The organism is Parahaliea aestuarii (assembly GCF_008064635.1).
Taxonomy (GTDB): Bacteria; Pseudomonadota; Gammaproteobacteria; order Pseudomonadales; family Halieaceae; genus Parahaliea; species Parahaliea aestuarii.
Window position 1 is genome coordinate 35677 of record NZ_VRYZ01000010.1, and the last position, 20691, is coordinate 56367.

General features: G+C 63.7%; 19 protein-coding genes. 15 read left to right on the plus strand and 4 right to left on the minus strand.

The window, feature by feature from the left end; translation table 11 throughout:
* Positions 1-101 precede the first annotated feature (101 nt).
* Entirely contained in the window at positions 102-677 is a 576-nt protein-coding gene (locus FVW59_RS18535; protein WP_281290188.1) for an NUDIX domain-containing protein, read from the plus strand.
* A gap of 9 nt (positions 678-686) precedes the next feature.
* Here FVW59_RS18535 and FVW59_RS18540 read toward each other — a convergent pair whose 3' ends face one another.
* Complete coding sequence (locus tag FVW59_RS18540) at positions 687-1277, minus strand: DUF924 family protein (protein ID WP_148065872.1); 591 nt, start codon at positions 1275-1277, stop codon at positions 687-689.
* A gap of 85 nt (positions 1278-1362) precedes the next feature.
* Between FVW59_RS18540 and bamJ the strand changes: the two genes are divergently transcribed.
* From bamJ to FVW59_RS18560, 4 genes are all read left to right on the plus strand, one after another.
* Positions 1363-1998, plus strand: a complete 636-nt coding sequence (bamJ, locus tag FVW59_RS18545; protein ID WP_148065873.1) for a BamJ family beta-barrel-assembly machinery protein — start codon at positions 1363-1365, stop codon at positions 1996-1998.
* Between the two features lie 28 nt (positions 1999-2026).
* Complete coding sequence (locus FVW59_RS18550; RefSeq protein ID WP_148065874.1) at positions 2027-3187, plus strand: iron-containing alcohol dehydrogenase; 1161 nt, start codon at positions 2027-2029, stop codon at positions 3185-3187.
* Positions 3188-3278: 91 nt separating this feature from the next.
* The gene (locus tag FVW59_RS18555) at positions 3279-4076 is read left to right on the plus strand and encodes a ParA family protein (protein ID WP_148065875.1); all 798 of its coding nucleotides are present in this window, start codon (positions 3279-3281) and stop codon (positions 4074-4076) included.
* Positions 4077-4286: 210 nt separating this feature from the next.
* Positions 4287-6668 carry a TonB-dependent receptor domain-containing protein gene (locus tag FVW59_RS18560; RefSeq protein ID WP_148065876.1) on the plus strand — a complete coding sequence of 794 codons (2382 nt, stop codon included), beginning with the start codon at positions 4287-4289 and terminating at the stop codon, positions 6666-6668.
* Between the two features lie 90 nt (positions 6669-6758).
* On the opposite strand, the gene FVW59_RS18565 is transcribed toward FVW59_RS18560, so the two are convergent.
* Positions 6759-7886: an NAD(P)H-dependent flavin oxidoreductase gene (locus FVW59_RS18565; protein ID WP_148065877.1), complete on the minus strand. Its 1128-nt coding sequence runs from the start codon at positions 7884-7886 to the stop codon at positions 6759-6761.
* 190 nt (positions 7887-8076) lie between these two features.
* Between FVW59_RS18565 and FVW59_RS18570 the strand changes: the two genes are divergently transcribed.
* The 4 genes from FVW59_RS18570 to FVW59_RS18585 all read left to right on the plus strand — a co-directional run bounded on the left by FVW59_RS18570 (position 8077) and on the right by FVW59_RS18585 (position 11768).
* Complete coding sequence (locus FVW59_RS18570) at positions 8077-9276, plus strand: zinc-dependent metalloprotease family protein (protein WP_148065878.1); 1200 nt, start codon at positions 8077-8079, stop codon at positions 9274-9276.
* A 106-nt stretch (positions 9277-9382) separates the two neighbouring features.
* A complete protein-coding gene (locus FVW59_RS18575; protein ID WP_148065879.1) occupies positions 9383-10009 on the plus strand; it encodes a phosphoadenylyl-sulfate reductase in 627 nt (208 codons plus the stop codon).
* 4 nt (positions 10010-10013) lie between these two features.
* Positions 10014-10475 carry a GAF domain-containing protein gene (locus FVW59_RS18580; protein ID WP_148065880.1) on the plus strand — a complete coding sequence of 154 codons (462 nt, stop codon included), beginning with the start codon at positions 10014-10016 and terminating at the stop codon, positions 10473-10475.
* Between the two features lie 90 nt (positions 10476-10565).
* Positions 10566-11768, plus strand: coding sequence for a transglutaminase domain-containing protein (locus FVW59_RS18585; protein WP_148065881.1), 1203 nt, complete (start codon positions 10566-10568; stop codon positions 11766-11768).
* Here FVW59_RS18585 and FVW59_RS18590 read toward each other — a convergent pair.
* Positions 11765-12157: a PPOX class F420-dependent oxidoreductase gene (locus tag FVW59_RS18590; RefSeq protein WP_148065882.1), complete on the minus strand. Its 393-nt coding sequence runs from the start codon at positions 12155-12157 to the stop codon at positions 11765-11767. The two genes, FVW59_RS18585 and FVW59_RS18590, sit on opposite strands and share 4 nt — an antisense overlap.
* A gap of 110 nt (positions 12158-12267) precedes the next feature.
* Between FVW59_RS18590 and FVW59_RS18595 the strand changes: the two genes are divergently transcribed.
* The 4 genes from FVW59_RS18595 to FVW59_RS18610 all read left to right on the plus strand — a co-directional run bounded on the left by FVW59_RS18595 (position 12268) and on the right by FVW59_RS18610 (position 15782).
* Entirely contained in the window at positions 12268-13260 is a 993-nt protein-coding gene (locus FVW59_RS18595; RefSeq protein ID WP_148065883.1) for an SDR family NAD(P)-dependent oxidoreductase, read from the plus strand.
* A 34-nt stretch (positions 13261-13294) separates the two neighbouring features.
* Positions 13295-13849, plus strand: a complete 555-nt coding sequence (locus tag FVW59_RS18600) for a lipid-binding SYLF domain-containing protein (protein ID WP_148065884.1) — start codon at positions 13295-13297, stop codon at positions 13847-13849.
* Positions 13850-13933: 84 nt separating this feature from the next.
* Entirely contained in the window at positions 13934-15331 is a 1398-nt protein-coding gene (gene asnS, locus FVW59_RS18605) for an asparagine--tRNA ligase (RefSeq protein WP_148065885.1), read from the plus strand.
* Between the two features lie 133 nt (positions 15332-15464).
* Positions 15465-15782, plus strand: coding sequence for a hypothetical protein (locus FVW59_RS18610; protein WP_148065886.1), 318 nt, complete (start codon positions 15465-15467; stop codon positions 15780-15782).
* A gap of 32 nt (positions 15783-15814) precedes the next feature.
* Here FVW59_RS18610 and FVW59_RS18615 read toward each other — a convergent pair whose 3' ends face one another.
* Positions 15815-17812, minus strand: a complete 1998-nt coding sequence (locus FVW59_RS18615) for a ribonuclease R family protein (RefSeq protein WP_148065887.1) — start codon at positions 17810-17812, stop codon at positions 15815-15817.
* 425 nt (positions 17813-18237) lie between these two features.
* Here FVW59_RS18615 and FVW59_RS18620 point away from each other — a divergent pair, with 425 nt between their 5' ends.
* Together FVW59_RS18620 and asd are read left to right on the plus strand one after the other, a co-directional pair.
* The gene (locus FVW59_RS18620) at positions 18238-19674 is read left to right on the plus strand and encodes a PhoH family protein (RefSeq protein ID WP_148065888.1); all 1437 of its coding nucleotides are present in this window, start codon (positions 18238-18240) and stop codon (positions 19672-19674) included.
* Between the two features lie 169 nt (positions 19675-19843).
* Complete coding sequence (gene asd, locus FVW59_RS18625) at positions 19844-20686, plus strand: archaetidylserine decarboxylase (protein WP_148065889.1); 843 nt, start codon at positions 19844-19846, stop codon at positions 20684-20686.
* Positions 20687-20691 lie beyond the last annotated feature (5 nt).

The window sequence follows — 20691 nt, forward strand, 5'->3', positions numbered from 1 at the left end:
ATCCGGAAAAATGGACTGCACAGCATATCCCACAATGCGCCGGTGTATGCAAAGTGCTACCTTGCCGTCGAAGTAAGGCTGCGGGCAAAGGGGAGGGTGCCATGAGCATGCAGTACTGCCCCGAATGTGGCGGGGCGCTGGTTCCCTACACCGTGGCGGGGCAGGTGCGCAACCGCCAGTTCTGCCCGGCCTGCGGCGAGCCGCGCTGTGAATCGCCCATGGTGGTGGTGACCTGCTTTATCGCCAGCGGCAAGCGCCTGCTGTGGATTCGCCGCGCGCTGCCACCCAAGGCCGGCCTGTGGGCCATCCCCGGCGGCTACCTGGAGGGCGGCGAAACCCTGGCCGAGGGCGCCGCACGGGAGTTGCGGGAAGAAACCGGGGTGCTGATCGACCCGCAGCGCCTGCAGCTCTACATGACCGGTACCCTGACCTTCATCAACCAGATCTACGTCGGCTTTCGCGCCACGGTGGACAGCGACTTCACCCTGCCCGGGGCAGAGTCGCTGGACTGCGCCTTCTTTTCCCGCGCAGAGTGCCCGTGGCGGGACGTGGCCTACCCGGAAGTGAACAATGCGGTGGAACAGGCCTATCGCGACCTGGAATCCGGCCGTTTCGAAGTCTGGCATGCCGAGATGACCGGCAAGCGCTACTCGCTGGTGCCGGTCGAAACCCGCTGAGCACCGGCTTCAGAAGCCGCCGTGTTCCTCCAGATGGGCCCGCTCTTCCGCAGTGGTGGTCCGGCCCAGGGCCGCATTGCGGTGCGGGAAGCGGCCGAAGCGGACAATAACGTCGCGGTGGGCCTGCGCGTAGCGGCGAAAACCGGCGAAGTCGGGGTGACCGGTTATGGCCTCCAGCTCCCGGAACAGGGCCACGCATTCCTCCTGGGCGTCCGCGTCTTCGGCATGCTCCAGCGGCATAAAAACGAACACCTGGTGAATGGCCGGCAGGCGCTGGTGGTGGCCGGCGGCAATGAAGGCCTGGGCCAGTTCGAAGGCGCGCTGGTCGCCGCTGAAGGCGCGGGCATCGTCGCGGAACAGATTGCGCGGGAACTGGTCCAGCAACAGCAGCAGCGCCACCAGGCCGCGGTCGTTTTCCGCCCAGGCGCCCAGCTCACCGGCCAGTGCCTGTTCCACCAGGGTGCCGTAGCGGGCGCGGATGAATTCATCGGTGTCGGCGTCCTTGCGAAACCAGAGTCCGTGACGGTCTTCCCTGGGCATACCTTCGTCGTTCAATTCACCGAACCAGAAGTCGAGAACGTCGTCGATGTCTTCGGTCATGGTCGCCTCCTTCCCGCCCGTGGCCGGTCGCGATTGTGGTAAGGTGCCGCCTTCCTTTCTTACTCCAGCATAGTGGAATATTTTCATGGCACTACAACCCGAGGTGGAACTGTCCACTGACGAGCAGAAAGTCAGCTATGGCTTCGGTTTGCAGTTTGGCGACCAGCTGCGCCGCAACCAGTTCGAGGGGCTGGACCTGCAGGCGGTCATGGCCGGCATGCAGCACTGGTTCAGCGAGCAGCAGGCCCTGCTGTCAGACGCCGAGCTCAACCCCAGCTACCAGGCGATCCAGGACAGGCAGAAGGCGGCCGCCGCGGAGCTGGCGCAGAAGCGCGCCGAGCTGGCCAGCCAGTTTCTCACCGCCAACGCGGCGCGCGAGGAGGTCTCCACCACCGCCAGCGGCCTGCAGTACGAAGTGCTGGAAGCCGGCAGTGGCGAAGGCTCCCCCGGCCCGGCTGACCAGGTGGTGGTGCACTACCACGGCACCTTTGTCGATGGCACGGTGTTTGACAGCTCGGTGGAGCGCGGCGAACCCGCCGAGTTTGGCGTCAACCAGGTCATTCCCGGCTGGACCGAGGCGCTGCAGCTGATGAATGTGGGCGACAAGTGGCGCATTGCCTGCCCGCCGGCACTGGCCTACGGTGAACAGGGTGCAGGCGGTACCATTCCACCGAACACTGCACTGGTGTTCGACGTGCACCTGATCGCCGTCAAGGACTGAATCACAAGCGCCCGCCGGGGAGGTTTCCATGAGCGCCAATATCACGCTTCCGCGCATCCTGCGCATCGGCGCCGGCGCCAGTAGTGAACTGGTGGCGGTACTGGCGGAACTGGGCTATCGCCGGCCCTTGCTGGTGACCGATCCCTTCATGGTGGCGCAGGGCTTCTGCGAACGCCTGACAGCGCCGCTGGCAGCCGCGGGCATTCCCTGGGGGCTGTTCGGTGACTGTGTGCCCGACCCCACCACGGACAGCGTAGATGCGGGCCTCGCCGCCTGGCAGGCAGGTGACTACGACTGCCTGATCGCCCTCGGTGGCGGCAGTTCCCTGGACACCGCCAAGGCCGTGGCGGTGCTGGCCCGTCACGGCGGTCGCATGCGCGATTACAAAGTGCCCGCGGCGGTCCACAGTGCAGCGCCGGTCATTGCGGTACCGACCACTGCCGGTACCGGCTCGGAGGTGACCCGCGCGGCGGTGATCACCGATACCGGGAGCGAGGAAAAAATGCTCTGCATGGGCCTGGGGCTGGTGCCGGAAGCCGCGCTGGTGGACTTCGAGCTGACCCTGTCCATGCCAAAGCGCCTCACCGCCGATACCGGCCTCGACAGCCTCTGCCACGCGCTTGAGGCCTGGGTCAGCCGCAAGGCCAACCCCTTTACCGATGGTGTGGCCCTGTCGGCCATGCGCATCATCAGCCGGCATATCCGCACCGCCTGCAGCGAGCCGGATAACCGGCGCGCCCGCGAGGCGATGATGCTTGCGGCGACCCAGGGCGGTATGGCCTTCGCCAACGCCTCGGTGACCCTGATTCACGGCATGAGTCGCCCCATCGGTGCCCACTTCCATGTGCCCCACGGCCTGTCCAACGCGATGTTGCTGCCCGAGGTGACCGCCTGGTCCCTGCCGGGCAACCCGGCGCGCTATGCCGAGGCGGCCAAAGTGATGGGAATGGCCGGTGCCGGCGACGGCGAAGACGCTGCGCTGGACAAGCTGGTGGCGGGGCTGCGACAACTGAACGCCGACCTGGAAGTGCCCGGCCCGGCAGCCTGGGGCATCGACGCCGGGCGCTGGCAAGCGCTGCTGCCACTGATGGCTGAACAGGCCCTGGCCTCGGGCTCCCCGGGCAACAATCCGCGCCTGCCAGAGGTGGCGGATATTGTCGATCTCTACCAGCGGGTGTGGGCGACCTGAGGCAAAATCTGCCCCCGCGCTTACATTGCCAACGGCCATTGATTACACTCGGGGGCTTCCCCCACCAGGCCGAAAATGGTTCATTCGCTGTATGAGACGCGTTGTATTCAATCAGAAGGGCGGTGTCGGCAAGACCAGCATCACCTGCAATCTCGCCGCTATCTCCGCCCGGCAGGGCTATCGCACCCTGGTCCTGGACCTCGACGTCCAGGGCAACACCACCCACTACCTGGTCGGTGAGATCGACGCCGAGTCCTTCCCGGCGGAGGCCCAGGGTGTGGCGGGGCTGTTCAAGCAGACGGTCGGGCCGCGCAAGATGCGCAATAACCCGGATTCCTTCGTCTGGGAGACGCCCTGGGACAACCTCTACCTGATGCCTTCCAGTCCGGTGCTGACCCAGATGGAAAAGGAGCTGGAATCGCGCTACAAGATCTACAAGCTGCGCGATGCCCTCGACAAGCTGGACGAGGAGTACGACCGCATCTATATCGATACACCGCCCAGTTTCAACTTCTATTCCAAGTCTGCCCTGATCGCCGCCAACGCGGTTCTGGTGCCCTTCGACTGCGACAGCTTCGCCCGCCAGAGCCTCTACGCCCTGATGGAAAACATCGCCGAACTGCAGGAGGACCACAATCCCGACCTGGAGGTGGAGGGCATTGTCATCAACCAGTTCAACAGTCAGGCGCGGTTGCCCGGAGAGCTGGTGGCTGAACTGGAGGACGAGGGCTACCCGGTGCTGGCGACCTACCTGTCCAGTTCCGTGAAAATGCGCGAATCGCACCGCGAACACCGCCCGCTGATTGACCTGGCGCCCAGCCACAAACTGACGCAGCAGTATCTGGAACTGCACGACGAGCTGGAGAGCGCGCTGTCCGCAGCCGCCTGACCGGCCCTGCCGCCTTCGCGACGGAGGCGGCGTATCCTATCTGTATGGCCTCTGTAGCAGGCTGGGGCTGCCGAATGCTCGCTGTCCCGGGTGCCAATCTCACCAGCTGATAACAAAAAGTAATCAGAAACTCTTGTAGAACTTTTATTTAATATTGGGAATCATTCGCGTCTACATTTTCATTAGAACTTTCTTCTGGGGACAGACACGATGCACACACCCGCCCAATTTACCGCGGTCTTCCGCCGCGCCGCCCTGTCATCCGCTATTGCCGTTGCGCTTGCCGAAACGGCAATAGCCGCGGAATCGGGCGGCGGCAAACCCCGCGCCATGGAAGAGATGGTGGTCACCGCCGCTGGCTACGAGCAGAAGCTGACCGACGCACCTGCCAGTATTTCCGTGATTTCCCAGCAGGAGATTCTGTCCCGCCCCCACGTCAACCTGCTGGACATGCTCAAGTACCAGGAGGGTATCGATATCGGCACCACCCGGGACAAGACCGGCCAGGGCAGTGTCAGCATGCGCGGCCTGACCGGCGAGTACACCCTGTACCTGATCGACGGCAAGCGCCAGAACAATCACGGCGACATCTACCCCAATAACTTCGGCGGCAACGCCTTTGGCCACATGCCCCCGGCAGAGGCCATCGAGCGTATCGAAGTCATCCGCGGCCCGGCCTCCACTCTCTACGGCGCCGATGCTCTGGGCGGAGTCATCAACATCATCACCAAAAAAGTAACCGACGAGTGGTACGGCTCCATCAGCCTCAGCGGCACGCTGCAGGAGAACGACGATTTCGGCAACGATATGCAGGTGGACTTCACCGCAACAGGGCCCCTGATCAAGGACGTTCTGGGTCTTGGCGTGCGCGGCAGTTATTACGAGACAGAAGCGTCCTCGCCGGAACTGGAGCCCATCCTCGACCCCAATGGCGACGTTCATGTGCGCAGTGTCGGCTTTGGCGGCGGCGGCCGCACGGTGGAGAGCGAAACCGGGGAATACGGTTTCACCCTGACCTGGACGCCCGGCGATCGCAACGCTGTGCGCTTCGACTACGACAGGTCCAGCCAGGTCTACGACAACACGCCTTTCATCAATCCTGACAGCGGCGAGCTGAGCTATCCGCTGGGCACCAGGGACAACATCGAGGCCCTGTGGCAGGAGCGTGGCGGCAACCTCAATCCCCGCGCCGGTTATGCCGCCGACCAGGAGTTCAGCCGCGAGTGGTGGTCCCTGAGCCACGAGGGCAACTGGAACTTCGGTACCAGTACGGTTTCGCTGGCCTATGTGGACACCAAAAACGAGGGCCGCACCCTGCCTCTGACCGTGGACGAGCGCCTGTTGCTGGCGGAAATGTATTACGGCACCGGCGACTACGCCGGCATGGCCGAGCAGGCGCGCAAGGATCTGGCCGAGGCTACCTTCCTGCCGCGCCCGGCCCGTCCCCTGGACAGCAGCCAGTACACCCTGGACGCCCGCCTCGATATTCCGCTGCAGGCTTTCGGCAGCCACATGCTGGTGGTGGGTGGCCAGGTGATCGATGGCGAACTGGAAGACGGCGTGTTCGGCATGGAAAGCAACAATCCCGGCGCCGTGCAGGAACAGAAGATGTACTCCCTGTTCGTGGAGGATAGCTGGAGCCCGATCACCCCGCTGACGGTCACCGCCGGCATGCGTTACGACGAGCACGACGTGTTCGGCAGCCAGGTGTCCCCGCGCCTCTACGGTGTGTACGCCCTGACCCCGACGTGGACGGTCAAGGGCGGCGTGGCCACCGGCTACAAGACGCCCGAGACGACCGATCTCTACGATGGCATCACCGGTTTTGGCGGCCAGGGTACCTCGCCCTTCGCCGGCAACCCGGAACTGGAGCCGGAAACCAGCGTGAACAGCGAAGTGGCCCTGTACTGGGAGGGCGAGGACGGCCACAAATTCAACGTCACCTACTTCAACACCACCTTCGAGGACAAGATCGCCCGCGGCGACACGGTGATGAGCTGTGAGGTGACCGGCGGTGTACGCCCCTGCGTGAACCTCGGCGCCTACGACCAGCTCGGTTACACCACCTACAGCCAGAACATCAATATCGACGACGTCGATATCCAGGGTGTGGAAGTGGCCGGCCGCTACCTGATCAGCGAGCGCTGGAGCCTGAACGCCAACTACACCTGGACCGACAGCGAGCAGAAGAGCGGCCCCCAGGAAGGTGAACCCCTGACCAACACTGCAGAGCACATGGCCAACGTCACCCTCGACTGGCAGGCGCTCGACAGCCTGACCCTGACCCTGCAGGGCGAGTTCCGCTCCGACCGCTACCGCGGCTGGAACGACCTGCTGGACAGGGCCCAGTACTACGAGAACTACGACCTGTGGAACCTGGGTATCCGCTACGCCATTACCGACAACATCGCTCTCACCGGGCGCGTCAACAACCTGCTGGACGAAGACTTTACGACCTACAGCACGGATTTTGTCGACCTCAATGGCGATGGCCTCTACGAAGCGGACTCCGACGAGGTGCAGTTCACCGACCACTACAACGTGATGGCGGCGGGGCGCAATTACTGGCTGAGCCTGCAGGTGTCTTTCTGAGCGGAAGCGCTCAAACGCTTCCAGCGTTCTTCAAACTGAAAAGGGCGGCCCGCTGTGCGGTGCCGCCCTTGCTGTGTTATCCGCTACGCGTTAGCTATCGGGCAGCATGCGCCCCGCCATCGCCACCGCATCCACATACTCTTCCAGCAGGCGCTGCATCACCTGGCGGCAGGATTCCACCTGGTTGATCTGGCCGATTACCTGGCCGCAGGGGTTGAAGGCGACCTTCTGGCACTCGCCCCTGTCGGCGTAGACGGAGGTGCGGCGGATGCCGTCGGAAGTGACCAGCCCCTGTAGCGGCATGCCCAGAGGATCGGGGGTATCTTCCCGCTCCCAGGCCTCTGTCCACTCGTTTTTCAGCATGCGGCAGGACTTGCCGGTCCAGGAGCGGGAGCGCACGGTGTCTTCACTGGTGGCATCCAGCAGGGACTGCTTCTGCGCCGGCTGGGTGTGGGCTTCTTCCACGGTGAGCCAGAGCGAACCCGTCCACACCCCGGCGGCGCCCATGGCCAGGGCGGCGGCGATCTGGCGCCCGTTGCCGATACCGCCGGCGGCGAGCATGGGCAAATCGCCAATGGCATCGACAATTTGCGGCCACAGCACCACCGAGCCGACATCGCCGGTGTGTCCGCCCCCTTCGCCGCCCTGGGCCACCACAAAGTCCAGCCCGGCCTCCTTGTGGGCCACGGCCTGCTTGACCTTGCCGCACAGGGCGCCGATCAGGCGGCCGGAGTCCTGCACCTGCTTGATCTTGTCCGCCGGCGGAGTTCCGAGCGCGTTGGCAATCAGCTTGCAGCCGGGCCGGGTGAGGGCCTCCTCCAGCAGCGGTGTGGCGGTGGCCTCGGTCCAGCCCATCAGGCCCATGCTGGTGGTGCCATCCGGCCATTCGGGCACACCGTGGTCGGCCAGCAGTTTCTGGGCGAAGTCGATGTGCCCCTGGGGCACCATCTCCCACAGTTTTTTCTCGAGCTCTTCGGCGCTCATGTCGCCCATGCCCTCGTACTTCTGGGGGATCACGATGTCCACCCCATAGGGCTTGTCGCCGATATGTTCCTCAATCCAGTCGAGCTCTTCCTTCAGCTGCTCCGGACTGAAGCCCACCGCCCCCAGTACGCCGATGCCACCGGCCTTGCTGACCGCCACCACCACGTCGCGGCAGTGGGTGAAGGCGAAGATGGGGTAGTCGATGCCGAGTTTGTCGCAGAGTGAGAGGTTCATACGGGTACTCGCTGTCTGTTATAGGTAGATAGCAGTATCTGGCGCCGGTCGTTGGTCTGCAATGGCGTCTGAGTGCCAGTGAAAGTGGCGGTTTTTCCGTGGTAGCGGTGTTGCTGGCGGCTATGCTGTGTTTGCTTTGCAGGTCCGAGCTGTAGGGCATAATAGCGGCTGGTGGGTAAAGGATGTGCGCGTGATTCGGGGATTAAGGGCTCAGGTCGTGATAGCGGTGTTGCTGGCACTGGCGGGCTGTCGGGTAGAGATTGGCGTGGATGAGGAGCGGGGCTGCGTCGAGGTGGACAATGTGCAGCATTGCGCCGACCTGGCACTCGATTTCCGCCCCGGCGACCGTCACGCTGTGGCCGCCCGCCCGCAGCGGGACTTCCAGTTCAGCCACTGGCGCAGGGGCGACAGGCATCTGTTCGGCGGCAGCAGCGAGCCGAGGGTAGTCATGGATAGCGCGGCCCTCGGCGAGGATCTACCCGAGGGCCAGTTCCAGTTGATCCCGCAGTTCGTGCCCATCTGTAACACGGATTACTCCGGCCACTCGCGAGCGACCCACCCCTATATAGATTGCTACGGTGACGAGCTGAACAGCTTCTGGTCATTTGCGGATCTCAGCGAGGTTGACGTTGTGCACGTGGTGTCGGTTCTGTTCTATGTGGATCGCAGTATCCAGGAGATCGCCGCCGGCCTGCTAAGTCCGGAGGAGCTGGTGCGCAGGCAGGTCACCGCGGTGAATCGCATGCTGGCGCAGTCGGGCGTGCACATGAAGTTCGGCATTGCCGGTGTCATACCGATAACGCTGTCACCCATGGGCGGGGTCGAGCCAACGGATCGGGTACTGAACGACATGCGCGATGGTTCCGGCGCTTATCGTTCATTACTCAGTAACAAGGCGGTTTACGAGGCGGATCTGGTACATTCGTTTATTCACCTGTCTGCCGAAGCCGAGTACTGCGGGCAGGCCTACATAGGCGTAGTGGATGCCCTCGAAAACTATCAGATCGGCGTGACGGCCTGTCACTGGGACGCGATCACACTGGCCCACGAGCTGGGCCATAACCTGGGCCTCGATCACGAGCTGACCAGTGCCAGCGATAACCTGGCGACCTTTCCCTTTGGCCGGGCCTGGACGCGTCGCGGCGCCAATACCATCATGCTGAGCAGCGGCGTGAGCCTGCCTTACTTTTCATCGCCTGACCTTTTCGTGACCAATCCACTCACCGGCTCGAGCGTGCAGATTGGCAGCAGCGAGGTGGATGCGGTCCGCGCCCTGAACAAGGTGCGCCTGGACTATGCCAGAATTCGCCCACAGGTCAGGATCGCCGGCGCGGCACTGGCCAATCGCCAGCTTGCGCCGACCCCGGTGATTCCCCCGCGGAGGCACTAACGGAGCGATTGGCCGGCTATATCCATATATCAGATCGTTATTTGTCTCGGCTGTTTTGATTCATTAAAGTTTCGCGTCCAGTACAAGCTACAAGGCTTACTCCGTTTTGCAACTGAACGTCGACAGCGCCAACGCCGAATTGCGCAATGCCTCTCCCGAGGAGGCGGTGCGCTGGGCCCTTGCCCAGGGCGGGCGCACCATCGCCACTACCAGCATGGGCCGCAACGCCGCGGTAATGCTGCACCTGGTGAGCCAGGTCGATCCCTCGGTGCCGACTATCTGGGTGGACACGGGCTATAACCTGCGCGACACCTATGTGGTGGCGGAGCGCCTGATTCGCGACCTGGACCTGAACATTCACGTCTACTCGCCGCAGATGACCTCGGAGCGCCGCAACGCGATTATGGGGGGCATTCCCACGGTGGACGAAGAGGAGCGCCACGCGGAGTTCACCCGCCAGGTGAAGCTGGAACCCTTCGACCGCGCCCTGGCCGAGTTCAAGCCGGATTTCTGGCTGACCGGAATTCGCCGGGAGGAGACGGAGCATCGCAAGACGCTCGACACGGTGTCGCTTGATGCCCGCGGGATTGTGAAGGTGGCGCCGATTTTCTACTGGTCGGATGCGCAGGTGGAGGCCTACATGGCGGAACACGGGCTGCCGACCTGCAAGCACTATTTCGATCCGACCAAGGTGATGGACGGGCGGGAGTGCGGGCTGCATACGGCGGCCTGACTCCATGCTCCCACTCTCCGAAGCCAAACAACAGCTCACCGGCCTGCTCTCCGGTGAACGCGACCTGATCGCCAACGCCGCCAATTTCTCGGCCTTCCTCAACGAACAGCTCGACGATATCAACTGGCTCGGCTTCTATTTCCTGCAGGGTGAGGAACTGGTGCTGGGGCCCTTCCAGGGGCGGCCCGCCTGCGTGCGCATTCCGGTGGGCAAGGGGGTTTGCGGTGCTGCGGTGGCACAGGGTGCGACGCAGGTGGTGCCGGATGTGCATGCATTTCCCGGGCATATTGCCTGTGATGTGCGCTCGCGCTCGGAGGTGGTGGTGCCGCTTTGGCAGGGGGCTGTCTGTACCGGGGTGCTGGATATAGACAGCCCCACGGCGGACCGCTTCTCGGCTGCTGATGTGACTTACGTCGAGACTCTGGCGAAGCTGTTCTGCCAGTTGCAGTACGGCAAGGCGCGCTGAAGGGGCGACGCTCACCCTGATTGCCCCGGGGGACTATACTCCAAGGTACGCGCCGCTGTGGTCAGACGATGCGGCGCGCAGGAGGACGCCATGGCAGGACCTGTGCGCGGCGCAGGGCTTTGGCGCTGGTGCGGCAGCCGGCGCAGGTGCTTTGTCGTTTTCCTGTTTCCTGTTTTCCTGCTGACCGCCTGTTCCCACCAACCCTCTTTTCGCGATGCGGTGACTGCGCTGCCGCCCCTGCAGTTCGAGGGGCAGGTGGTGACGCTGGAAGCGGCGGCGTCCCTCGATAGCCCGGGCCTGCTGGACCTGGATGAAGCGATGCGCGACTTTGTGGCGAGCTACGCCCGCAGTGCTGCCCAGCCGCGGCAGCGGTTGATCAACCTGCATTCGGCGGTGAAGGGCAGCGGTACGCTGGGCATGCGCTACGATGCGTTTTCCGATGGTACCGCACAGCAGGTCTTCCAGCGGGGCACCGCCAATTGCCTCAGTTACGCCCACCTGTTTGTTGCCCTGGCGCGGGAGGCGGGGCTGGACGCCCGCTACCAGTGGCTGGAAGTCCGTCCGCAATGGACACGCATTGGCGAGCGGGTGGCCCTGCGCCTGCATGTGAATGTGCTGGTGCGTCTGCCCAGTGGCGAGCAGTACATGGTGGATATCGATCCGCTGCCCTCCCGCGATATCGCCGACAGCCGCACCCTTTCCGATGGCGAAGCGCGGGCTCTGCACCACAACAACCTGGCGATGGAGGCGCTGGCGACGGGAGATCTGGCCGCGGCCTGGCAACAGGGGGTGAAGGCGCTGCAGATCAGCCCCGATATGGGCCAGTTGTGGGTCAATCTGGGGGCAATCTATCGTGCGGCGGGGCAGGATGGGCCGGCGGAACGCAGTTATTTCCGCGCCCTGCAGCTGGACGGGGGAGATCGTTCGGCGATGAACAACCTGCTGGTGCTCTACCAGCGTCAGGGGCGCAGCGATGAGCAGGCCTACTGGGCCGAACGGGTGGCGCGCTATCGTGAGGCCAACCCCTATTATCACGCCTGGCTGGGGGACCAGGCCGGGGAGGCGGGCGATTGGGACGCCGCCCTGTTGCACTACCAGCGCGCCCTGGACCTGCGCGGCGACGATGCCCGCCTGTTCTACGCACTGGGTATTATCGAGTACCGTCGCGGCGACTACGATGCCGCCACCGACTATATTGGTCGCGCCATCAAGGGGGCAACCCTGCGCGGCGACATCGACGACTATCGCCTGCAGCTCGACCTTATCCGGCGCGAGGCCCTGGCGGCGCGCTAATCGGTGCTGCTGACGTCCACCCGGATATAGGCGCGGCGGTCAAAGCGGCCAGTCAGGCGCGCGAACAGGTCGCCAATGCGCATCTGCAGCCCATACTTGCGCCGCAGTGCCGCCAGCGCGGTGGCGCAGTCCGCGGGGGATTCCAGCAAAAAAGCCTCGACGTCCAGCCACTCGCCGGTGACTTTGCCGGTGACGGTGCAGGGGGCGATGCGCGCTGTGCTGAAGTTGCGCAGGCGCTTGACCTTGCCGGCCTCGCCGGCGGAGAACAGGTAGTAGCTGCCGCCCGCCGGGGCAAACCACACCGGAGTGGGTACAAACTCGCCGGAGCGCTTGCGGGTGGCAAAGCTGATGTAGCTGCCGGCCTCGATAGTGGCGCGGGATTCGCCCATAACGGTTCCTTTGGTGCGGTCATTTGTATCGGGAATAGGCCCTTGCGGGATTAACGTCTACCTTGATTCTCTGACACAATCGAACAGCGGACAAATATAAGGAAAAGGGAATGGCGGATTTTGGTTTTGCCTCGACCACCGACGAGGTACTCGCCGGTATCGACCTGTCGGGCCAACTGGCAATGGTTACCGGTGCATCATCGGGCCTGGGTATGGAGACCGCCCGGGCGCTGGCCGCCCGCGGGGCGACGGTGGTGCTGTTGGCCCGTGATCGCGCCAAGCTGGACGCGGCGCTGGCGGGGCTGGAACAGCAGGACCTGCCGGGGCAACTGGACAGTGCGCTGCTGGACCTGTCTGATCTCGACAAGGTACGCAATTCCGCCGCCACCCTGCTGGATCTCTACCCGCGGGTCGATCTGTTGATCAACAACGCCGGTGTGATGGCCTGCCCCCTGCAGCGCACTGCCCAGGGCTTCGAGATGCAGTTCGGCACCAATCACCTCGGCCACTTCCTGTTCACTTGCCTGATGGCGCCGGCGCTGCAGGCCTCTGCCGCCGCTGGCGGCGAGCCGCGGGTGGTCAATCTCAGCTCCGCGGGTCACCGCTTTGGCGCGTTTGACTTCGACGACCCGAATTACCGGCAGCGCGACTACGAAAAATGGCAGGCCTACGGCGAATCGAAGACCGCCAACGTGTTGTTCAGTGTCGGCCTGGATACGCGCCTGGCGCCCCACGGTGTGCGCGTTTTTGCGGTGCATCCCGGCATGATCATGACCGAGCTTGGCCGCCATCTGGATGCAGCCGATATGGAGGCGATTCGCGCCCGGGCTACCAGCGTCTCGGGTGGCAAACCCGCCGCCGCTGAAAAACCCCGCAGCCTGTTCAAGACCATTCCCCAGGGGGCGGCCACCAGTGCCTATGCCGCTACCGCGCCAGCTCTGGCCGGGCAGGGGGGGCGCTACCTGGAGGACTGTCAATTGGCAGAAGTCGCGAGCCAGGGCGGTGCCGGCGGAGTAGAATCCTATGCCACTGACCCGGAACTGGCGGAGCGCCTGTGGCGTCTGTCGGAAGAACTGGTCGGCGAAGCTTTCAGCTTTGGCTGAACGGGATAAAAGATAAATCGAGCGGGGATTCGGGATGAAAGCACGGAGATATCACTGGCGCGCGGCCTGTGCGCTGATCGTTGGCATGCTGCTTGTGGCGGGCCTGGCCCGGGCTGATGATCGCACGGAAATTGTCAGCAAGAGCCAGGTAGCGCTGGAGAAGCTGCGCCACCACGCCAAGGAAATCGACAAACTGATCAGCCGGGCCAGCGGTGTGCTGGTGTTTCCGGATGTGGTGGAAATGGGTTTCGGCGAGCGCGGGCGCTACGGCGAGGGGGCCCTGCTGATCAAGGGGGAACCGGTGGCCTACTACGCCTCGGCCGGCGCTCCCCATGATATGACCACTGAGGGCGGCCGCAAGGTGGAAGTGTTGCTGTTTATGAACCAGCAGTCGCTGGTGGATTTTCGCAACACCATCAACTGGAAAATCGGTGTCAGTGAGCGGGTGACCAAAGTGCGGGTGGACGAGCGTGGCCGCCTGGAAACCACCAGCAATGCACCACCGGTGCTGGGGCTGAGCTATAACGACGCCGGCGTGCTGGGCAACCTGGATCTCAATGGCACGACCATCAACCGCATCGCCCGCTGAGGCCCGGCACCGGGTGCTCTCGCTGGCGGCACCGGCGCGGTTTCGGTATCCTCCGCGCCTGTTACCATCCCGCCGGAGAGCCCCATGACACACACTGTTTCTGTTGCCGCCGCCCTGACCGGCGAGGCCGCCATCGGCGCCACTGTAGAGGTGCGCGGCTGGTTGCGCAGCAAGCGCGACTCCAAGGCCGGCATCTCTTTCCTGGCGGTCCACGACGGCTCCTGTTTCGACCCCATCCAGGCGGTGGTGCCCGACTCACTCGCCAACTACGAGTCGGAGATACTGAAGCTGTCCACCGGCTGCGCGGTGACCGTGACCGGGGAACTGGTGGAGTCCCAGGGCAAGGGCCAGAGTGTGGAAATCCAGGCCAGTGTGGTCAGTGTGCAGGGCTGGGTCGAGGATGCCGAATCCTATCCCATCGCCAAAAAGCGCCATACCTTTGAATACCTGCGCACCCAGGCCCACCTGCGGCCGCGCACCAACACCTTCGGCGCCATTACCCGGGTGCGCACGACGCTGGCCAATGCCATTCACAATTATTTCTATGAGCGCGGCTTCCACTGGATCAATACCCCGATCATCACCGGCAGCGACTGCGAGGGCGCCGGCGAGCTGTTCCGGGTCAGCACCCTGGACGCGGTCAACCTGCCGCGGGGCGCCGATGGCCAGCCGGACTACAGCCAGGACTTCTTTGGCGGCGATGCCTTCCTCACCGTATCCGGCCAGCTGGAAGTGGAGTCCTATTGCCTGGCGATGAGCAAGGTCTACACCTTCGGCCCGACTTTCCGCGCCGAGAACTCCAACACCAGCCGCCACCTTGCGGAGTTCTGGATGGTGGAGCCGGAGATCGCTTTCGCCGACCTCAACGACAACGCCGATCTCGCCGAGGATTTGCTCCAGTACCTGTTCACCCGGGTCCTGGAGGAGCGCGAGGACGACATGGCCTTCTTCCAGCAGCGCATCGACAATACTGTGCTGGAGCGCCTGCGCAGCGTGATCGACAACCGCTTCGAGCGCATGGAGTACTCGGAGGCCATTCGCATCCTCGAGAATTGCGGCGAAAAGTTTGAATTCCCGGTGAGCTGGGGTGTCGACCTGGCCTCGGAGCACGAGCGCTACCTGGCGGAGAAGCATGTCGGCCGCCCGGTGGTGCTGATGAACTATCCGCGCGACATCAAGGCCTTCTACATGCGTCTCAACGACGACGAAAAGACGGTGGCGGCGATGGATGTACTGGCTCCCGGCATCGGCGAGATCATCGGTGGCAGTCAGCGCGAGGAGCGCCTGGATGTGCTGGATTCGCGCATGGATAAGCACCTGCGGGAGGAACTGTGGTGGTACCGCGATCTGCGTCGCTACGGCACCGTGCCCCACGCGGGTTTCGGCCTCGGCTTTGAGCGCCTGCTTAATTACGTGACCGGCATGGAAAACGTGCGCGACGCCATTCCCTTCCCGCGCACGCCGGGCAATGCCGCGTTCTGATAAAAGCGGACAAAAAATAAGCAATCCTGTGAATATTGCCTAAAATTTATCCGGTCGGGTGGTTCTCCTGGACCATACTGAACAATAAAGGATAGGGAGCGGCCCGCGTTACGGGGCGCGGGGAAAGGCTAGCATGGCACAGGATAATCTGCGCCGGGGTGACAGTGCGCCCGGCGAACTCAGTGAAATTGTCATCGTGGACACCTTCACGCGCTTGATATTCGGCGATGATGCGAGCGTCCTCAGCCGCGCAGAACTGGGTGTGATTGAGGCCCTGCGCCGGGTGGAGCCGGATGTAGCCGGCGACGACCTGCAGGCGATGGGCGAATTTCTGCGGTCGCTGGGAGTGGGGGAAATGATCGCTCTGGTGGGGCGGGTGCAGCAGTGTGCCGCCCCTTTTCCGTCCCCGCCGTCGAGTGGACGTAGAGCGCAGCACCTGCGCGCCTGCTAGCTATCGGGGTGCGCCTGCGCACCCCGCGGGGGTCAATCTGCCCCCTGTTCCTGTTCCTTCTTCTCCTTAGGCGGCTTCAGGCCGCAGCCCTCCGCCAGGGAGAACAGGCTGACAAAGCCACCTTCCGGGTCGGCGCCGCTGAAACACACTTCCACCGATTGCTCCAGCTGAAAGCGCCGGGTAGTGCTGGTGAGGCTGGCGGTCCACTTGTCGTAGCTGAACTTTTCCGGATCCTTGCGCAGGTCAACGAAGCCCTCCAGACCGTTGTCCTCCAGACGTACCGTAAAGCCGCTGCTGTTGATGTGGGCCACTGTGGCGCGGAAGGTGCGCCCCGGCTCTGCGTCGACCAGCCGCTGTAGGTAGCGGCTGGCCAGCCAGCGTTCCGCTTCCGCGGTGGCGCTGCGGGCATTGAGCAGTTTCTCGCGCAGGCGAGCCAACTCCTCCGGGTCGGTGCTGGCGGGGCCTTCTCCGCCGAGGATGGCCTTGATCTGCAGGTGTACCAGGAAATCCATGTACTTGCGCAGTGGCGAGGTGCAGTTGGTGTAGACGTCCAGCGCCATCCCCATGTGCAGACCCGGCTCGGTGCCAAGTTCTGCCCGGGTCAGCAGGCGGTTGACCATGCCGCGCAGGGGCAGTTCACTGCCACTGGCGCCGAGGGCGCGCATAATGGTGCGGTAGCCGGACTTGGTGGCGGGGTCGAGATCCGCGACTTCCGGGGCGTGCATGGCGAGGAATTTACGCGTCTCGTCCAGGCGGTCACTGCGGAAGCCGGCGTGGCGCACGAAGGGGCCGGGGGCGCCGCACTCCGCCAGGAAATGGGCGGCGCAGCGGTTGGTGGCCACCATGCACTCTTCCACCAGCTTCTGCGACAGCAGTTTCTCGTAGGGCTCAATGTGGTCGATCTGTTTGTCGTCGCCCAGCACCCAGCGAAACTCCTGGCGGTCTTCCATCACCAGTTCCAGGGTTTCCCGCCGCGCGCGCAGGGCGCGGTATACCTGGTACAGGGCCTCCAGCGGGCTGGCGTGGCTCATCAGTTCGTCGGCCTGGCCGTTGAGGTAGCGGTCCACTGCGTAGTAGGACAGCTTGGCCCGGGAGCGAATGGTGGCGACCATGAATTCGGCCTCGCCCACCTCGCCGCTGTCGCTGACCGCGATACGGCACACCAGGGCCGGGCGATCCACGCCCTCGGACAGGGCGCAGGTATCCTGGGACAGGGCTTCCGGCAGCATCGGCACGATGTCGCCGTGGAAGTAGACGGAGGTGCCACGGGCGGCCACATCCCGGTGCAGTTGTGAGTCCGGGACGATGTAGGCGGTGGGATCGGCGATCGCCACATAGAGCGTCCAGCCGTCGTTGCTGACCTCTGCATAGAGGGCGTCGTCGATATCCTGGGTCTTGGCGGCATCGATGGAAATGAATTCCAGTGCCGTCAGGTCCCGGCGCTGCTCGCTGGCCAGCGGGCTCTCGGCTGCCAGGCAGCTTTCCAGGTCCTTCTTAGCGCTCTGGCCCCAATCGGTTGCCAGGCCGTACTTGGTCATGCAGTAGAGGTTCTCGATGCCGGGGGTGTCGTCGTTGCCCAGTACCGTGAGAATCTTGGCCTGGGGTTTGCCGTCCCGGATCGGGTGGCGCAGGATGGCGCAGCGCACGTAATCCCCCTCCTTGACGCCGTTGCGGGCGTGGGGAGGGATGAACAGCCAGCGCTTGAGCTGGGGCAGGTCGGGTTGTACGAAGAAGGCCTTGCCCTTGCGCACGCAGCGACCGGTGAACTCGCTCAGCGGGCTGTCGAGGAGTTTTTCGATGTCGGCGACGGTTTTGTTGTCACGGGCGGGGCGGATACAGACCTGCACCCGATCCTCGGGGAAGGCCTTGAGCATTTCATCGGGCGGAATGAAAATTTCGCGGCCGTCATCCAGGACAGCAAAGCCGTAGCGGGCCTGGGTGCCCTTTACCACCGCCTCGGCCCGCTCTTTATCGGCCTCCATCTGCGTTTTGAGGCCCTTCAGCTGGGCGAGCGAGTCCTGATTGAGCATTGCGAATAAAGCGTCTTACAAAGTGGGTGCACAAGCGCGCTATCCTAGCGGAAAAGGGTGGCCCTGTCAGTGATTGCGAGCGCTTTACGACGATTGCCGCCAGCGGGCGTTGACAGTTGCGCGCGGCCGGCTTAATAATCGGGGTAACGTCGCTGCACAGTATCCGGGAAGCGCCTTTTGAAGAATTTCCGGACCCCGGCCGGCCGCTGCACCTGTTCCGGCCCGGAGTCGCCCCTACAGCGCGAGTCATTCCCACCAGAGTTTTCCCTGCTCGGGCGGCCCTCGGCCCAGGGCCAGGCCAGCAAATTCCGCCGTTCCCGGCGCCCCGGCAGCCCTGTTTACCCCTCCCTTGAACTCCAGCCCCGGCTCCGGTCGCCGGTTCACGAAGCACCCACTCCCGGCTCTTTCTGTATGAGGAATCCTTCATGGACTCAGGCTCCACCCTGCGTGTAGAAAAATCGAACCTGAAACCCGTTATCAAGAAAACCTACGTTCTGGATACGAACGTCCTGCTGCACGACCCCACTGCTATTGCCGCTTTTAACGAACACCGTGTCGTCATCCCGATGACCGTGCTGGAGGAACTCGACCACATCAAGGATCGCCACGACAAAACCGTCAGCCGCGAGGCCCGTATCGCCATCCAGATGATCGACAAGGTGGTGGATGCCGCAACCCCGCAGGAAATCCAGGCCGGGGTGGAAGTGCCCGGCAGCGCGATGGATGGCCCGCTGGGAACCCTGGCTATCTATCCCGACCAGCTGCTGACGGACAGCTCGGAGATTCCCTTCCTCGACGCCACCCAGGACCAGGCCAACGACAATCGCATCATCAACGTTGCCCTGCGCCTGCAGGCGGAGCGGCCCAGCGAGTTCGTGTGCCTGGTGACCAAGGACATCAACATGCGCATCAAGGCCAAGGGTTCCGGCCTGCTGCATGTGGAGGACTACCGCCGCGACCGGGTGCTGGACGACATCGATCTGCTGGCCAAGGGTTACGAGCACCTCGAGGGAGATTTCTGGTCCGGTATTTCCGAGGTGGACACCCTGCGCGAGGGGGACTGTACCCTGCACCGGGTGCCGCGCAAGTCGCTGCCCCAGGCCTATCCCAACATGTTTCTGTTCGACGACAACGACTTCATGGCCTTTGTGAAGCGCATCGACAGCGACTATGTCTACCTGCGCTGCGACAGTCGCGACAATCTCATGCACCGGCGCTTCTGGGGGCTGACGCCGCGCAACCTGGAACAGGCCATGGCCATGGCCCTGCTGGAGGACGACAACGTCGACATGACGGTGATGACCGGCCCCGCGGGCTCCGGTAAGACACTGCTGGCGCTGGCCTATGGCCTGCACGCCATCCTCGAGCAGAAGCGCTATAACAAGCTGATTGTGGCGCGCTCGACACCACCCATTGCCGAAGACATCGGCTTCCTGCCCGGCACCGAGGAGGAGAAAATGGCGCCCTGGCTGGCCGCCTTCGACGACAACCTGGAGATCCTCCACGGCGCCGATGAGTCCTGCAACGGCAGCATCGAGTACGTGAAGGAGCGCGCCAACATCCAGTTCAAGTCCCTCAACTTCATGCGCGGGCGCTCATTCAACAACGCCTACATCATCATCGACGAGAGCCAGGGCCTGACCCAGTTCCAGCTGAAGAGTGTGATCAGCCGGGTGGGGGCCGACTCCAAGATCGTGGTGCTCGGCAACCTGGCGCAGATCGACAACAAGTACATCTCGCCCCTGACCTCCGGGCTCACCTACCTGGTGGAGAAGAGCAAGGCCTATCCCCACGCGGGAATCATGCATGTCAACGGTATTGTGCGCTCGCGGCTGGCGGCCTTTGCGGAGGAAAATCTCTAGCTGCTGTTGAAACGCACCCCGCCAGGGTTTCAGCCCCTGCCCGGTAGCCAGTCCCCCGCCCCAAATCATCCCCGCCCATGCGGGGGTGACACCCATTGAGCACCGGGCGATAATCGTCGCCGCGCCGCAATCTGATCGAAACCAATAATAGAAGGACGCCTCTCGCGCCATGGATTTCCTGTTTATCGCTTTCCAGCACCTCATTCCCCAGCACCTGCTGTCCCGCTTTGTCGGCTGGCTGGCGGAACGCCGTTCGCCCCGGTGGCTCAAGAACTGGGTGATCCGCCGTTTTATCGCCCATTTCGACGTGGATATGGGCGAGGCCGCCGAACCCGATCCGGAGCGCTACGGCAATTTCAATGCTTTCTTCACCCGTGCCCTGCGGGATGGTGCGCGCCCCCTGGCGGAGGCGCCGCTGGTGTGCCCGGCGGACGGTGCGATCAGCCAGATAGGGGCGGTCAACGAACACAGTATTTTCCAGGCCAAGGGGCGCCACTACTCCACCTGGGCACTGCTGGGGGGCGACGCCGAGCGCGTGGCCCAGTTCCGCAACGGCCGTTTTGCCACCATCTACCTGTCGCCGCGCGACTACCACCGCGTGCACATGCCCCTGGCTGGGCGCCTTACCGCCAGCTGTTACATTCCAGGTGACCTGTATTCCGTCAATAACACCACGGCGGAAAACGTCGATCGCCTGTTTGCCCGCAACGAGCGCCTGGTGTGCTACTTCGACACCGAGTTTGGCCCCATGGCGATGGTGCTGGTGGGGGCAATGATTGTGGCCGGCATCGAAACGGTGTGGGCGGGCCAGGTGGCTCCGCCGCCCCGGCAAATGGTGCAGACGGATCACGTCGCGGCCCCCGTGGCGGTGGAACTGGCCAAAGGCCAGGAGATGGGGCGCTTCAAGCTGGGCTCTACCGTGATTCTGTTGTTGCCCGAGGGTGCACCGGCCTGGCTGGAACACTATATGGCGGGCTCCCCGACCCGACTGGGCGAGGCGCTGGCAGGATAGCCCGC

Coding starts and splice junctions, on each gene's coding strand:
- FVW59_RS18535 (WP_281290188.1), top strand. CDS start 102: ATGAGCATGCAGTACTGCCCCGAATGTGGCGGGGCGCTGGTTCCCTAC.
- FVW59_RS18540 (WP_148065872.1), bottom strand. CDS start 1,277: ATGACCGAAGACATCGACGACGTTCTCGACTTCTGGTTCGGTGAATTG.
- bamJ (WP_148065873.1), top strand. CDS start 1,363: ATGGCACTACAACCCGAGGTGGAACTGTCCACTGACGAGCAGAAAGTC.
- FVW59_RS18550 (WP_148065874.1), top strand. CDS start 2,027: ATGAGCGCCAATATCACGCTTCCGCGCATCCTGCGCATCGGCGCCGGC.
- FVW59_RS18555 (WP_148065875.1), top strand. CDS start 3,279: ATGAGACGCGTTGTATTCAATCAGAAGGGCGGTGTCGGCAAGACCAGC.
- FVW59_RS18560 (WP_148065876.1), top strand. CDS start 4,287: ATGCACACACCCGCCCAATTTACCGCGGTCTTCCGCCGCGCCGCCCTG.
- FVW59_RS18565 (WP_148065877.1), bottom strand. CDS start 7,886: ATGAACCTCTCACTCTGCGACAAACTCGGCATCGACTACCCCATCTTC.
- FVW59_RS18580 (WP_148065880.1), top strand. CDS start 10,014: ATGCTCCCACTCTCCGAAGCCAAACAACAGCTCACCGGCCTGCTCTCC.
- FVW59_RS18585 (WP_148065881.1), top strand. CDS start 10,566: ATGGCAGGACCTGTGCGCGGCGCAGGGCTTTGGCGCTGGTGCGGCAGC.
- FVW59_RS18590 (WP_148065882.1), bottom strand. CDS start 12,157: ATGGGCGAATCCCGCGCCACTATCGAGGCCGGCAGCTACATCAGCTTT.
- FVW59_RS18595 (WP_148065883.1), top strand. CDS start 12,268: ATGGCGGATTTTGGTTTTGCCTCGACCACCGACGAGGTACTCGCCGGT.
- FVW59_RS18600 (WP_148065884.1), top strand. CDS start 13,295: ATGAAAGCACGGAGATATCACTGGCGCGCGGCCTGTGCGCTGATCGTT.
- asnS (WP_148065885.1), top strand. CDS start 13,934: ATGACACACACTGTTTCTGTTGCCGCCGCCCTGACCGGCGAGGCCGCC.
- FVW59_RS18610 (WP_148065886.1), top strand. CDS start 15,465: ATGGCACAGGATAATCTGCGCCGGGGTGACAGTGCGCCCGGCGAACTC.
- FVW59_RS18615 (WP_148065887.1), bottom strand. CDS start 17,812: ATGCTCAATCAGGACTCGCTCGCCCAGCTGAAGGGCCTCAAAACGCAG.
- FVW59_RS18620 (WP_148065888.1), top strand. CDS start 18,238: ATGGACTCAGGCTCCACCCTGCGTGTAGAAAAATCGAACCTGAAACCC.
- asd (WP_148065889.1), top strand. CDS start 19,844: ATGGATTTCCTGTTTATCGCTTTCCAGCACCTCATTCCCCAGCACCTG.